This is a genomic window from Streptomyces sp. HM190, assembly GCF_009857135.1.
GTDB classification, from domain to species: domain Bacteria; phylum Actinomycetota; class Actinomycetes; order Streptomycetales; family Streptomycetaceae; genus Streptomyces; species Streptomyces heilongjiangensis.
Genome location: NZ_CP047318.1, coordinates 2,481,940 through 2,495,294 on the forward strand (window position 1 = coordinate 2,481,940; position 13,355 = coordinate 2,495,294).

Genomic DNA, 13,355 nt, shown 5'->3' on the forward strand with positions numbered 1-13,355 from the left:
GAATCGAGACACCGGAGGGCGTCGTGTCGGGGACGAAGTACGAAGCGGTGACGGCTGTGCTCGCCTTGCTGGACCTCCTGGCCGGTGAAGGGTCGGCGAACCGGTTCGAAGCCGTGGTCGAGGAGGCACGAAGACAGGGCGTGACCGGCGGCGACCTGCGCACGGTGGAACGGATCAAACGGCTGGCTCTGGGCATCCAGGCCCGGCTCGAGCGTCGTCAGCAGCGGAGCGCCTCCCTCGCCACGCTCGTCGACACGGCCTCCGATCTGGCGAGCCCGCACACGGTCGAGGACACTCTCAAGATCATCACGCGCCGGGCGCGGCTGCTGCTCGGCGTCGACGTCTCGTGGGTCACCCTGCCAGCAGCCGACGACGGGGCGCTCCGGCTGCACTCGCTCGACGGTCACGTCACGATGCTCAACACGCGGCTGCGATTACCGGAGGGAACCGGGCTCGCAGCCGCAGTACTGGCACACCGCGCGCCACTGTGGACCTCCGACTACCTGACGGACGACAGTTTCCGGCACTCCGCCGAGCTCGATCAGTGGATCGGCGCCGAGGGACTGCACGCCGTGCTCGCCGTGCCGTTGAGCCGGGGCACCGCCTTCGCCGGATCGCTGCACGTGGCGGACCGCAGTGTGCGGCACTTCTCCGCGGACGAGATAGCGCTGGCGAACATGCTCGCCGAGATCGGCGGTGTGGCGCTGTCACGGGCCGTGTACCTGGACGAGACACTCGCGGCGATGTCGGCCCTGCGGGACCAGTTGTCGCGCGCCGAGGCGGACCTGGCCGACGCACGCGGGCTCGCCAAGGCCCAAGGGGCGTTGCTCTCCCTGGTGCTCGACGGCTGTGACCCGCAGCTGCTGGTGGAGGAGTTCCACGTCAGACTGGGTGCTCCGGTGCTGTTGTGCGGCCCGGACGGTACGACGATCGCCGCGGCCGGTGACCTGTCCGAGCGCGGCGAGGAGTTCGCCCGCGCCACGAAGGCCACCGGTGTCCTGCTGGATCCCGCGCCCGCCCTTCTGCAGGACGGCATCTGGTCCGTGCCGGTCCTCGCCGGCAGTCACCACCTAGGCGCCTTGTACGTCCAGGCCGGTCCGGCCCTGACCGGCGACACCGCGGACCTCCTGCGGTACGTGGCGCGCGTCGTCGCGGTGCTGCTGTCTCTCCAGGAGGGCCGGGGCGCGGCCGTGGAGGAGCAGCTCCGGGACGAACTGCTCGAAGACCTGCTGATCAGTGGGCCCCGCCCCCGGGATCTGCTGGAGCGGCGCGCCCGCCGGCTGGGCATCGGTCTCGATCAGCCGCACGTCGTCGTGATCGCCCGCCTCGAAGGGGGCGCGCAGGCACACGCGGTGACCCGGGCGTCGACATGCGCACGCCGTCTGAACGGGCTCCAGACGACGCACAACGGCGACATCGTGCTGCTGCTGCCGGGCACCGACCCGGGCACCGCGGCCCGGACGGTGCACGACGAGCTGTCGTCCCTGCCCGGCAGTCCGCCCACGGTCAGCGGCTCCGGACCCGTGTCGGACCCCGGTGCGGTCCTCCACGGGTACCGGGATGCGGCACGCTGCCTCGACGCGATGACCGCCCTGGGCGCCACAGGAACCTCCGCCTCGACTCACCAGCTGGGGTTCCTGGGGCTGCTGCTGTCGGACCAGGTGGACGCCGAAAGGTTCATCCAAGGCACCATAGGGGCCGTACTCGACTACGACGAGCAGCGGCTGACGGAACTGATGCGCACTCTGGACGCCTACTTCGACAACGGCGGCAGTCCCACGTACGCGGCCGAGCAGCTCCACGTGCACCCCAACACCGTGGCCCGCCGTCTGGAACGCATCGGTGAACTGATCGGCTCGGACTGGCAGAAGCCCGAACGCGCCCTGGAGATCCAGCTCGCGCTCCGGATGTCCCGGATACGGCGTGTGCTGCGGGAACGCGACGAGCCGGGCGGCGACACAGCCGGGGATCAGGACGCATAGCCGAGTTCGGCGTCGTCGGTGTCGCCCAGGGCCGCCAGGGCGTGCGCGGCGGACGCGAGGGTGACGTGGCGGTGCCAGCCGCGGTAGGAGCGTCCGGCGAAGTCGCGGATCCCCACCTGGCCCGCTCTGCGGGCAAGGTCCTGGTCGACCCGGGGGATCATCCCCCGCAGCCGCATCAGGAACGCGGGCGGAACCGACGTCAGGTCGGTCAGCCACACCTCCCGCGGCCGGCGCCCGTCGTTGTTCCCCAGCCCCAGCAGGAGCAGGTCACCGTGCCCGCGGGGGGCCGGCCGGCCCGCGGGGGCGGGCAGCGCCACGTGTACGGCGGTGACGAGCCCGGAGCACCTGGCCGTCCCCGCGCCGTCGCCCGGCCACACCACCGGCCGCTGCAGGCCCCGGCTCGCGTTCATGATCTGGCGCACCGGCCTGGGGGTGGCGCCGAAGCCCTTCAGCGCGGGGTCCCGCACCGAGAGCCGCAGGGAGTCGTCCACCCTGAGCATCATCGGCATGCCCCGGTCGAGGAGTTGCGACACCGTCGAGGTGATGTCACCGCCGCGGGCGTCCATCACCAGGGGGCGGGACGGCAGTCGCCAGGCCGCGGTCTCCAGATAGGCCCGGAGCGCGCATTCGCCGAGGGTCTCCGCCGACGCGTCGTCCGGTATGGACGCGCGGCGCCGGCGCTCCTCGGCGAGCCAGGCCGGGGAGAGCTGCAGCCGCCAGTTGACCGGCACGCTCGCATCCTCACCGACCGCCCATACGCCCACGGCCTGCTGGGCGTTGAGCATCTGCCCGTGCTCCGGGAAGAAGCGCCGCTCCACTCCGACGGAGTGCCGCCCTGCCTTCGGGATGACCATGGGCCGCACCACCCAAGCCTGTGGTGGGACCGCGCTCACCGTGTACCGGGCCAGTGCCCGGCGCACCGGTCCCCATTCCCAGCTCGAGTCGCTGATGAAGTGGTGCAGACTCTGTTCCGTCGCCTCTCCACCGACAAGCGTGGCGATGTTGCGTATCGACTTGCGTCCTCTCACCTCCAGCAGACCACGTATGTACTCCATGCCCTTGCGACGTTGGTCGCTGCGGGGCAGAGAGGCGAAAAGCAGTGAACACATTTCCGTCAGCGACACCTTGCACGAAGGTGCGTACGACGGCTCGTGCGTGATCGGACTCTGTGCTTGGTCAGGGCTCAGCGCGACCACACTCATGAACGGACCCTCCATCGGGAGTAGACGAAGACGATCCGAAGGGCTGCCCGTTCAATGTGCGCCAGGCAGGGTTCCCTTCCCAGGTACGCAGAGCACAGGACTTGTGGCGGACGGTGGTGGCCGGGCCACCACCGCCTCCCTCTCCACGGGAAATCCCTGTCCGGAGCGCACGGTTCGGACGGTGTCCGGACCACCGTCCCGGTCGGCGGGCATCTCTGCGGAGCCCGCTGCAGGGCGACTTGACGAAGTAGCGCCGGCATCGGGCACCGGGCACCGCACGCGCGTCACCATGGGATTTGACAACGCGACACACACGTCGGGGACCCCGGTGTGGTCCCGCCACCGAGGAGGACACCATGAGCACTGCCCCGGCACCACGATCCGTCACCGTCTGGTCCGATCCGGGGTGCCCCTGGGCCACCCTCGCCCTGCACACGCTGCGCACCGCGGCCCGAGCGCGGGAGCAGGATCTCCTGATCGACCACCGGGCCTTCCCGCTGGAGTTGTTCAACCACCAGCCCACGCCCAAGTTCATCGTGGAGCCCGAGATCGTGGTGATCTCCGCTCACCGACCCGACCTCGGCTGGCGTCTGTGGGCCGGGCGGGAGTACGACTACCCCTCGACGATGCTGCCCGCGATGGAAGCCGTCCAAGCCGCGAAGGACCCGTCCGTCGGTGGCCTGCGCGGGAGCGACGAACTGGACGCCGGACTGCGCCACGCGTTCTACGTCGAGAGCCGGTGCGTCAGCATTCTCCCCGAGATCCTCGACGTCGCCGCGGGGTGTGAGCACGTCGACGAACAGGCCCTGGCCCGCGCTCTCGAGCGCGGTGCCGGCCGCGCGGAGGTGTACGAGCAGTTCCGCGTCGCCCAGGGGCCTCACATCCAGGGCAGCCCTCACCTGTTCGCGCCCGGCGGGTACGCGGTCCACAACCCCGGCGCCCACGTCCAGTGGACCGGCGATCCCGACAAGGGGGGCGTGCCCCGCCTCGACCGCTACGACCCGTCGTGGGCGGAGGAACTGCTCGACCTGCTGTCCGAAGGGAGGCAGCCGACCGATGCCTGAGAGGGACCTTCGTGTCTCGACCGCCACGTACGACCGCTTGGCGGCGGCAGCCGCAGCAGAGGGCGTGACGGTGCGGGCCTACCTTGAAAGGCTGACGGAATGGATCGCGCCTGGACAGCCCGGACACCATGTTTCCGTGGCGAGGTCCGAAGCCGACCTGCGATTGGTGTCGCTGGGCATCGACGCACCGGGTACAGACGGAACGTGAGCTGCCCCGAGTCTTGATCCTCCGCCTCCACAGCGCCATCTCCACTGCGTCCAGCGGGAGCTCGGTTCGCATGTGGTTCGCGGCCGCGAGGCGGTGAAGTCGCGGTCGACCAGGTCCGGCGGCCGGGGTGCCGACGGCTCCGGGACCGTGGTGCGGCGGCGCCGGCCACGGATGACACCCGCCAGGCACAGCTCGGCCATCAGCCGCTCGTTCCCCGCAGGATGGTCAGCGAGACGCTCTCGCCAGTGATCACCTCCAACAGGGTCCGCCGCCGGACGCACCATCGGTGATCGAGTTCAAAAGAAGCTCGTCGGCGAGAAGACATCTCGCACATGTACCTCCGACCGCATCAGCATGTGAGATGTCCCCCTCCGGAGCGACACCGGACCGCGTCTGACATCCGGAATGCCCGAACATGCGGCACGGGCAGCGGACGGAAACGACGATGCCCGTTGCGGAGATTCGCCCCGGATTCGACCCCGAGGGTTCGCTCAGCAGTGCACACGGCATCTGACCTGCGGAAATACAGGGCGGCAGACGAGTCGGGCTGTACGCCGGGTTCTGTCACCCGGTCGCCTCGCGGCGGCCGGGGAGACGGCCATCCATCTAGGGCCGGTGTTGCCACCGGCCTCGTGCGGTCTACCCGCGGACTCGGGCGGGCAGCCCTCGAACGTCCGCGCAGGGCCGCCTTCTACAGCGGCCCCTCTTGACCTTGCTCCGGGTGGGGTTTACCTAGCTGCCCAGGTCACCCTGGGCACTGGTGGTCTCTTACACCACCGTTTCACCCTTACCGAGGACCGAGGTCCCCGGCGGTCTGCTTTCTGTGGCACTGTCCCGCGGGTCACCCCGGGTGGCCGTTAGCCACCACCCTGCCCTGTGGAGCCCGGACGTTCCTCGGGAAGCCCCCCTAGGGGGACTCCACGCGGCCGTCCGCCCGGCTCGTCTGCCGTGTGGACCATGGTACCGGGCGGCCGGGGCGCCTCGGTCCGGGCGGTGTCGGCCGCGGCGGCGTCGGCCCCCTTTCCCCTGTCCGCTCCGTCCGCCTCGGCGCCGACGCCGCCGTCGCCAGGAACGGGCCCGCCAGGATCAGGGCGAACGCCGATAGCACCGTCCCCGTCAGGCGCTCGTCCAGGAAGAGCGCGCCCGCCGCCACCGCCACCGCCGGGTTGACGTACGTGAAGACCGTCGTCCTCGTGGGGCCGACCTCGCGGATCAGTTCCAGGAAGACCACGAACGCGGACGCCGTGCAGATCACGCCCAGGCCCGCCAGGGAGGCGAGGACCGAGGGTGAGGACATGGCATGGTCGTCGGCCGGGCCAGGGCCGCCGCGGGGGCGTGGACGAGCGCCGACAGGAGCAGCGCCGGGGCTGTCAGAGCCAGCGTCGGGGCCTGCTTCAGATGGCGGGCCGTGATCAGCGGAGCCGTGGCGTAGCCGATCACCGTGAGCGCCACCTCCGCCAGGGAGCGGGCGTCACCCAGGCCCAGGCTGATCACCTGGCCGTGAGATCGGGGACCGTTCTCTCGATCGTGGCGCACGAGGGCGCTGCCCGTCGGGCGTCGGCCCGTCCCGTGCGGCTTGACCCTGCCGCGACGTCAACGTTTCTACTGGTGCCATGCGGATCGGAGAGCTGGCCGCGACCGTCGGGGTGACCACTCGGGCGGTGCGGCACTACCACCACCTGGGGCTGCTGCCGGAGCCGGAGCGGCGGGCGAACGGGTACCGGGACTACACCCTGCGCCACGCCGTCGTGCTCGCGCGGATCCGGCGGCTGACGGAGCTGGGACTCGGGCTGGCCGAGGTGCGGGACGTGCTGGCCGACGACGCCGGGCGCGAACTCGTCGAGGTACTGGCCGAGTTGGACGAGGACCTCGCGCGGCAGGAGTCGGCGCTCCGCGAGCGGCGCGCCCGGCTGCGGGTCCTGATCGAGGACGCGCGGCTCGGGCGGCTGCCCGCGGAGGGACCCGTCTCGCCCGAACTCGCCTCCCTCTTCGGGAGGTTCGGATCCGTGCTGCCCGAGTCCCCCATGGCCGCCAAGGACCGGGAGGTGTTCGTGCTCCTGGAGACGACGGCGTCCCCGGAGGCCCGGGCCGAGCTGCTGGCCGGGCTGGAGGCCATGGTGGCGACCCCCGGCGCGGTGGAACGGGCCCACGACGCGTACGCGCTGCTCGACGACCTCGACGGCGCCGGCCTCGACGACCCTCGTGTGGACGAGGCGGCCCGGCTCCTCGCCGACCTGATCCCCGCCGAGCTGATCCCACCCGACCTCGACCAGTACCTCGGGCTCGGCACCGGCACCGGCACCGGCGGTTCCGACACCCGCGGCGACGGCGGCGGCAGTGGCTTCCTGCGGGCCTTCTTCGCCGACTTCGCTCCAGCCCAGGCGGAGGCCGTCCGCCGCACGTTCCGGATACTCACGGAGGACCGACGATGAACCCACCGAGGACACCGGAGACACCGGAGACACCAAAAACGCAGGGGACACAGGGGGCACGGGGGGCGCGGAAGTCGACGCCCGCGTTCCTGGGCGGTGCCCACCGGGTCGGCCGGGCCCTCGTCCGGCATGAACTCCTGCTGCTCGCCTCCCTGTTCCGGTGGATGGCGCGGCGACCGCACGGGGTCGGTGAGGGGCGGGCCTTCGGGTACGCGCGCGGGCAGGGCGCGATGATGCTCGGCCTCGGCTTCGTGTGCGTCGTCGAGACGGTGACCGTGTCCGTGCTGCTGAGCGGACATCCGACGGCCCACCTGGTCTTCCTCGTCCTCGACCTCTACACGGTCCTGGTCGTCGCCGGACTGCACGCCGCCTCGGTGACCCGGCCCCACGTCCTCACCGACACCGCGCTGCGGCTGCGCCGCTTCGCCTCCGTGGACCTCCTCGTCCCGCTCGCGGCCGTCTCCTCGGTCCGCCGCGAGCTGTGCCTGACGCACGAGAGGAAGGACGGGGAGCTGAGCCTGGAGAGCGGCTCGCGGACCACCGTCACCCTCGAACTGTCCCACGACGCCCAGTACTTGACGTTCCTCGGACGCCCCAGGGCAGTCCGGCTCGTGCGGTTCCACGCCGACGACGCGGAGGTGCTCGTGCGCGAGATCGACCGGCTCCGCCGGGCCGGGGGCGACGTCACGCCGGTACGAAGCGGACCTTCGCCACTCCCGGCTCGGCCTGGGTGAGCCGTACACGCAGCCGTTCCCCCAGCGGGAGCGGTGTGCCGTCCCGGGCGTCGACGCGACCGATGACCGCCGGGGACTCCAACTGGACGATCCCACTGGTCGGTTCGCCCCTGCCGTTCCGCTCCTCCTCGACGTCCACCACCCAGCCGTCGAAGACCTCGCCGACCCGGTCGCCGAGCAGCGCGGCCTCCACGAGGTCGACGCACTCGCGCTCCACGCGGCCCGCCAGGCGGCTGCCCCCGGACATCTCGTCCGGGAGGGGGTCGAGGGCGGCCAGGACCCACGCGGGGGCCGGGGTGCCGGCGACCGTGGCGAGGCAGAGTTCCGCGGTGTAGCGGTCGACCAGGCGGCGGAGCGGGGCCGTGCAGTGGGCGTAGGGCGCGGCGACGGCGGAGTGCGTGGTGATGCCGGGGAGGGCGCCGTCGCGGAAGACCGTGTAGTGGGCGCCGCGCAGCAGGGTCGTGCACTCCTGGAGGAACGCGGCGTGGCGGGGTTCGTGCGGGTCGAGGGCGCGGACCAGGCTCGCGTACGAGACGTGGTGCGGCCAGTCGATGCGCAGCGCCGTCGCGGTGCGGCGGAGCCGGCCGACGGCGCCGTCCGGGGCGGCGGGCAGCGTGCGGAGGATCCCGGTGCCGCCGCCGAGCATCAGCTCCGCGGCGGCCATGCCGGTGAGCAGGGAGATGTGGGCGTTCCAGGTGTCGGCGGGGAGGGGCGCCCGGTAGGCGAGTTCGAGCGCGTACGCCCCCGGGGTCTCACGGCCGCCGATGTCGTCCCGTTCGACGATCTCCTGTTCGGGGACGTGGAGGGAGATGCCGCCGCGTTCCACCTCCAGGCGTTCCCGCAGGTGTCCGATCTCCTTGAGCAGGGCGAGGGGTTCCTCGGCGGTGCCCGTGTCGATCTCCTTCTGTACGGACGCGTAGTCGAGCTTGGCGCGGCTGCGGACGAGGGCCCGGCGCACGTCGATGCCCACGGTACGGCCGTCCGCGTCGAGGTCCAGCGTCCACAGCACCGCCGGGCGGGTGTGGTCCGGGAGGAGACTGGCGGCGCCCTCGGAGAGGCAGGCGGGGTGGAGGGGGACCTTGCCGTCGGGGAAGTACAGGGTCGTCGCCCGGCGGTGGGTCTCCGCGTCGAGTGCGCTGCCGGGGGTGACGAACGCGGCGACGTCGGCGATGGCGTACCGGACCCGGTAGCCCCGGCCGCCGACCGCGCCCGGACGGCGGGACAGGTGCATCGCCTGGTCGAGGTCGGTGGAGGTGGGCGGGTCGACGGTGAACAGGGGGATGTCCGTGGCGTCGTACGACGGGAGCCGGGGCGACTTCGCGGCGTGCTCCGCCTCGACGAGGACCTGGAGCGGGAAGGCGTCGGGCACACCGAGTTCACCGCGGAGCGCGCGCAGGGCCGCCCGCAGGGGTGCCTCGGGGGCGCCCAGGACGCGGAGGTGGCGGCGGGGCATGCGTCGAGCCTAGGGCGGGGCGGCCAGGACGGCATGCCGACAAAGGCCGTGTGCGGGCCGACCGGGTCCCCGCCTCGGCACAGGAGCCGACATACCGACGAAACGTGCCGGCGAGGGCCCGCCGCGGGCCGGCCGATCGGGTGGCCGGGTGGCCGGACGTCCGGCGCGCACCCCGTACGCTGTCGCGGAGCCCTATCCGAAGGAGTACCCGTGCTCGTCCTGCTGCCCCCGTCCGAAGGAAAGGCCCCCTCAGCGGGTGGCGCTCCGCTGAAGCTGGAGTCCCTTTCCCTCCCGGCGCTGAACCAGGCGCGGGAGGCCGTGCTCGGTGAGCTGGTCGAGCTGTGCGCGGGCGACGAGGACAAGGCCCGCGAGGTGCTCGGCCTGAGCGAGGGGCTGCGCGGCGAGGTCGCCAAGAACGCGGAGCTGCGGACGGCGGGGGCGCGCCCGGCCGGCCAGATCTACACCGGCGTGCTGTACGACGCCCTCGACCTCGCCTCCCTCGACACCGCCGCGAAGCAGCGGGCGGCGCGTTCGCTGCTGGTCTTCTCCGGGCTGTGGGGCGCCGTCCGCGTCACGGACCGCATCCCGTCGTACCGCTGCTCGATGGGCGTGAAACTGCCCGGCGTGGGCGCGCTCGGCACGCACTGGCGTACACCGATGGCGTCGGCGCTCCCCGAGGCGGCCGGCGGTGGGCTCGTCCTGGATCTGCGGTCCTCGGCGTACGCCTCCGCGTGGAAGCCGAAGGGCGAGATCGCCGGGCGCACGGCGACGGTACGGGTGCTGCACGCGCCGACCCGGAAGGTGGTCAGCCACTTCAACAAGGCGACCAAGGGCCGCATCGTCCGCAGTCTGCTGTCGGCCGGTGCCGCGCCGAAGGACCCGGCGCACCTGGTGGAGGCGCTGCGGGACCTCGGGTACGTGGTGGAGGTGGAGCCTCCGGCCGGGGCCGGGAAGGCGTGGACGCTGGACGTGCTGGTGACCGAGGTGCACTGACGGGCACCGAAGCCCGCACCGGACCCAACGGCTCCCCGAACCGGACCCGCACCGGACCCCACCGGCTCCCCGCACCGGAACGGCATCGCGGCATGCGCGACGACCTGCTCAGCGCAGATGTGACGTGTCGTTGAGGAGGCGGAGCGTGGCGTTGCCGTCGGCGTAGTACGCCAGGGCCGTCAACGAGGCCGCCGACAGCTCCATGCGGAACAGCGACTCGGGGGGTGCGCCGAGAGCCAGGCGGACCAGGGTCTTGATCGGGGTGACATGGCTGACGAGCAGCACCGTGCGGCCCCGGTGCGCCTCGGTCAGCCGGTCGCGGGTGGCGGCGACCCGGCGGGCAACCGCCCCGAAGCTCTCGCCGCCGCCGGTGGGCTCCGCGTCCGGCGAGGCGAGCCAGGCGTTCATGTCGTCGGGGTACCGCTCCCGCACCTCGCCGAAGGTGAGCCCCTCCCAGGCGCCGAAGTCGGTCTCCCGCAGCCCCTCCTCGACGGTCACGCCCAGTCCGAGGCGGGCCGCGACGATCTGCGCCGTCTCCCGGCAGCGGGCCAGCGGCGACGACACGACCTCCTGGATCGTCCCCCGGAGGGCCAGCGCGGCGGCGACCCGTTCCGCCTGGTGGCGGCCGACGTCGGAGAGGGACGGGTCGGAGCCGCCGCTCCCCGAGAACCGCTTCTGGGGTGTCAGGGGCGTCTCCCCGTGCCGGAGCAGCACGAAGGTCGCGGGGGTACCGAGATCGGGGGCGACGGAGGCGACGTTCTTCGCGGCGCGGACGTCGGCGCTCGACGCGATCCTCTTCGCGACAGAGGCAGAGGCAGCGGCAGCGGCAGCGGCAGCGGCATTGGCAGAGGCAGGGGCATCGGCACTGGTAGGGGCAGCGGCAGCCGCAGGGGCGCCCGCCCCACCCGCCTCTCTCCCGTAGCCGGTCTCGCCCCGCGCCCCCGCCAGCGCGGCCCTCGCCCTGGCCGCGCCCGCGGTCGCGTCCCCGGGCGGGCCCGACGGCTCGGGCACGGCGGCGGACGCGGCAGCCCCCGTCCCCCGCCGGGTCGCGCGGGTGTCGAGGTCCGCCGTGGACGCGGCCGGCGACCACTGCTCGCCACGCTTCCCGGCGTCCATCGCCTCGTTGGCGAGCCGGTCGGCGTGCTTGTTGCGGTCGCGCGGGATCCACTCGTAGGTGACCTGACCGGGTGCGAAGACCCGCAGGGCCTCGGCGGCCAGCGGCTTCATGTCGGGGTGCTTGATCTTCCAGCGGCCCGACATCTGCTCCACGACGAGCTTGGAGTCCATGCGGACGCGGACGGTCGCCGTCGGGTCAAGCGCGTACGCCGCCTTCAGGCCCGCGATGAGGCCCCGGTACTCGGCGACGTTGTTCGTGGCGACCCCGATGTACTCGGCGGCCTCCACCAGCGGCTCCCCCGTCGCCCCGTCGAGGACGACCGAACCGTAGCCCGCGGGCCCCGGGTTGCCCCGGGACCCCCCGTCGGCCTCGACGATGAACTCCCGCACCACACCTGCCTCTTGGCTTGTCGACCAGCGCCGCCGCCGGTCCCGGCTACAGACCCGACTCCGAGGTGCGCACCAGGATGCGGCGGCAGTTCTCGCAGCGGACGACCGTGTCGGGCGCGGCCTTGCGGATCTCGCTCAGCTCGGTGATGGCCAGCTCCTGGCGGCAGCCCTGGCAGGTGCGCTGGTACAGCTTGGCCGCGCCGATGCCGCCCTGCTGCTCGCGGAGCTTCTCGTACAGCTTGAGGAGGTCGGCGGGGACGGACGCGGCGATGACCTCGCGTTCCTTGGTCACCGAGGCGGCCTCGCCGTCGAGTTCCTCGAAGGCGGCGTCCCGGCGGGCGGTCGCGTCGTCGATCCTGCCCTGGACTGCGCCGACCCGCTCGGTCAGCTCGGCGACCCGCTCCTGCGCGGACTCCCGGCGCTCCATGACCTCCAGGACGATGTCCTCCAGGTCGCCCTGCCGCTTGGCGAGGGAGACGATCTCGCGCTGGAGGTTCTCCAGGTCCTTCGGGGAGCTGACCGCGCCGGAGTCCAGGCGCTGCTGGTCGCGGGTGGCGCGCTGGCGCACCTGGTCCACGTCCTGCTCGGCCTTGGTCTGCTCGCGGGCGGTGTCGCTCTCCTCGGTCTGCGCGGCGACGAGGAGGTCCCGCAGCTGGGTGAGGTCCTTCGTGAGCGACTCGATCTCGGCGTGCTCGGGCAGCGACCTCCGCTTGTGCGCGAGCTGCTGGAGGCGTACGTCGAGGGCCTGGACGTCGAGGAGTCGGATCTGGTCGGCGGGCGCGGCGTTCAGTTGGGGGCTCCCAGGTTCTCGGTGGCGGTGGTGGACGCCGCGTGGGCGGTCCAGGGGTCGGTGACCGTCTTCGAGACGTGGACGCGCAGGTCCCATCCCTTCCGGTCGGAGATCTCGTCGAGCTGGGCGGCGGCCAGCTCGCACCAGGGCCATTCGGTGGCCCAGTGCGCCGCGTCGAGCAGCGCGAGGGGGGTGGCGTCGGCCTCCGTCGTCCGGGCGACGGCCTCGGAGGCGGGGTGGTGGCGCAGGTCCGCGGTGAGGAACGCGTCTACACCGGCCGCGCGTACGGCGTCGAAGAGGCTGTCGCCGGAGCCGCCGCTGACGGCGACCGTGCGGACCGGCGCCTCCGGGTCGCCGGCGACCCGGATGCCCTGCGCGGTGGCGGGCAGCCGCTCGGCGGCCCGCGCGGCCAGCTCCCGCACGGTCAGCGGGTGGTCCAGCTCGCAGACGCGGCCGAGACCGCGCCGCCCGGCGGGATCGGTGGCGTCCGGCACGAGGGGCCGTACGACCCGCAGGTCCAGCGCCCCGGCGAGGGCGTCGCTGACCCCCGGGTCCGCGGTGTCCGCGTTGGTGTGGGCGACGTGCAGGGCGATGTCGTTCTTGATGAGGGTGTGCACGACGCGGCCCTTGAAGGTGGACGCCGCCACGGTCGTCGTGCCACGCAGATACAGCGGATGGTGGGTGACCAGCAGGTCCGCCCCCAGCTCGACCGCCTCCTCGACGATCTCCCGCACCGGGTCGACCGCGAACAGCACCCGGGTGACCTCCTGGTCGGGGTCGCCGCAGACCGTGCCGACCGCGTCCCACCCCTCGGCCCTCGCGGGCGGCCAGAGGGCGTCGAGCTCGGCGATGACTTCAGACAGACGGGGCACGGACAAAGGCTACCTGCACCACTGCCGTCCCCGACCGGCCACGGGTCACTTGACCAGCCCCCGGGACGTCCGCCCACCGGGCCCCGCCGCGCCCCCGCCGCCCCGGCCGCCGCGCCCAC

The 13,355-nt window shown here is 72.7% G+C and carries 11 protein-coding genes, 1 other RNA gene and 1 pseudogene; 5 read left to right on the plus strand and 8 right to left on the minus strand.

What is annotated here, in order from left to right; all coding sequences use genetic code 11:
• The first annotated feature begins 23 nt into the window (after window positions 1-23).
• Window positions 24-1,982: a helix-turn-helix domain-containing protein gene (locus tag GSY65_RS10340; RefSeq protein WP_201452504.1), complete on the plus strand. Its 1,959-nt coding sequence runs from the start codon at window positions 24-26 to the stop codon at window positions 1,980-1,982.
• On the opposite strand, the gene GSY65_RS10345 is transcribed toward GSY65_RS10340, so the two are convergent.
• Window positions 1,970-3,184 carry an IS701 family transposase gene (locus GSY65_RS10345; protein WP_443043201.1) on the minus strand — a complete coding sequence of 405 codons (1,215 nt, stop codon included), beginning with the start codon at window positions 3,182-3,184 and terminating at the stop codon, window positions 1,970-1,972. The two genes, GSY65_RS10340 and GSY65_RS10345, sit on opposite strands and share 13 nt — an antisense overlap.
• Window positions 3,185-3,540: 356 nt before the next feature.
• Here GSY65_RS10345 and GSY65_RS10350 point away from each other — a divergent pair, with 356 nt between their 5' ends.
• Window positions 3,541-4,248 (plus strand): DsbA family oxidoreductase, encoded by a 708-nt coding sequence (locus GSY65_RS10350; RefSeq protein WP_159767054.1) that lies wholly within the window; start codon window positions 3,541-3,543, stop codon window positions 4,246-4,248.
• Window positions 4,249-4,990: 742 nt separating this feature from the next.
• Here GSY65_RS10350 and rnpB read toward each other — a convergent pair.
• The 3 genes and pseudogenes from rnpB to GSY65_RS33695 all read right to left on the minus strand — a co-directional run bounded on the left by rnpB (window position 4,991) and on the right by GSY65_RS33695 (window position 5,950).
• Window positions 4,991-5,398: RNase P RNA component class A (gene rnpB / locus GSY65_RS10355), an RNA gene on the minus strand.
• 181 nt (window positions 5,399-5,579) lie between these two features.
• Window positions 5,580-5,753, minus strand: a pseudogene (locus tag GSY65_RS34665) (EamA family transporter); the annotation flags it as partial.
• Window positions 5,708-5,950, minus strand: a complete 243-nt coding sequence (locus tag GSY65_RS33695) for a hypothetical protein (protein WP_236579730.1) — start codon at window positions 5,948-5,950, stop codon at window positions 5,708-5,710. The pseudogene GSY65_RS34665 and the gene GSY65_RS33695, both read right to left, overlap by 46 nt.
• Before the next feature lie 119 nt (window positions 5,951-6,069).
• On the opposite strand from GSY65_RS33695, the gene GSY65_RS10365 reads away from it, so the two are divergent.
• Window positions 6,070-6,888: a MerR family transcriptional regulator gene (locus tag GSY65_RS10365; protein ID WP_159767055.1), complete on the plus strand. Its 819-nt coding sequence runs from the start codon at window positions 6,070-6,072 to the stop codon at window positions 6,886-6,888.
• The gene (locus GSY65_RS10370; protein ID WP_443043202.1) at window positions 6,885-7,622 is read left to right on the plus strand and encodes a hypothetical protein; all 738 of its coding nucleotides are present in this window, start codon (window positions 6,885-6,887) and stop codon (window positions 7,620-7,622) included. The genes GSY65_RS10365 and GSY65_RS10370 overlap by 4 nt, the downstream gene beginning before the upstream one ends.
• Here the strand turns inward: GSY65_RS10370 and GSY65_RS10375 are convergent.
• Window positions 7,573-9,075, minus strand: a complete 1,503-nt coding sequence (locus tag GSY65_RS10375) for an RNB domain-containing ribonuclease (protein WP_159767056.1) — start codon at window positions 9,073-9,075, stop codon at window positions 7,573-7,575. The two genes, GSY65_RS10370 and GSY65_RS10375, sit on opposite strands and share 50 nt — an antisense overlap.
• A 210-nt stretch (window positions 9,076-9,285) precedes the next feature.
• Here GSY65_RS10375 and yaaA point away from each other — a divergent pair, with 210 nt between their 5' ends.
• A complete protein-coding gene (yaaA, locus tag GSY65_RS10380; RefSeq protein WP_159767057.1) occupies window positions 9,286-10,068 on the plus strand; it encodes a peroxide stress protein YaaA in 783 nt (260 codons plus the stop codon).
• A 108-nt stretch (window positions 10,069-10,176) separates the two neighbouring features.
• On the opposite strand, the gene GSY65_RS10385 is transcribed toward yaaA, so the two are convergent.
• The 3 genes from GSY65_RS10385 to GSY65_RS10395 are packed head-to-tail and all read right to left on the minus strand — an operon-like array spanning window position 10,177 to window position 13,236.
• Window positions 10,177-11,574, minus strand: a complete 1,398-nt coding sequence (locus GSY65_RS10385) for a bifunctional RNase H/acid phosphatase (RefSeq protein WP_159775778.1) — start codon at window positions 11,572-11,574, stop codon at window positions 10,177-10,179.
• Between the two features lie 46 nt (window positions 11,575-11,620).
• Window positions 11,621-12,364, minus strand: a complete 744-nt coding sequence (locus tag GSY65_RS10390; protein ID WP_159775780.1) for a zinc ribbon domain-containing protein — start codon at window positions 12,362-12,364, stop codon at window positions 11,621-11,623.
• Window positions 12,361-13,236: a Nif3-like dinuclear metal center hexameric protein gene (locus GSY65_RS10395; protein ID WP_159767058.1), complete on the minus strand. Its 876-nt coding sequence runs from the start codon at window positions 13,234-13,236 to the stop codon at window positions 12,361-12,363. The genes GSY65_RS10390 and GSY65_RS10395 overlap by 4 nt, the downstream gene beginning before the upstream one ends.
• Between the last annotated feature and the right edge of the window lie 119 nt (window positions 13,237-13,355).

What these genes read in the sequence shown, in the direction of transcription:
- GSY65_RS10350 (WP_159767054.1), top strand. Translation starts at nt 3,541, where the DNA reads ATGAGCACTGCCCCGGCACCACGATCCGTCACCGTCTGGTCCGATCCG.
- GSY65_RS10370 (WP_443043202.1), top strand. Translation starts at nt 6,885, where the DNA reads ATGAACCCACCGAGGACACCGGAGACACCGGAGACACCAAAAACGCAG.
- GSY65_RS10365 (WP_159767055.1), top strand. Translation starts at nt 6,070, where the DNA reads ATGCGGATCGGAGAGCTGGCCGCGACCGTCGGGGTGACCACTCGGGCG.
- GSY65_RS10345 (WP_443043201.1), bottom strand. Translation starts at nt 3,184, where the DNA reads ATGAGTGTGGTCGCGCTGAGCCCTGACCAAGCACAGAGTCCGATCACG.
- GSY65_RS10375 (WP_159767056.1), bottom strand. Translation starts at nt 9,075, where the DNA reads ATGCCCCGCCGCCACCTCCGCGTCCTGGGCGCCCCCGAGGCACCCCTG.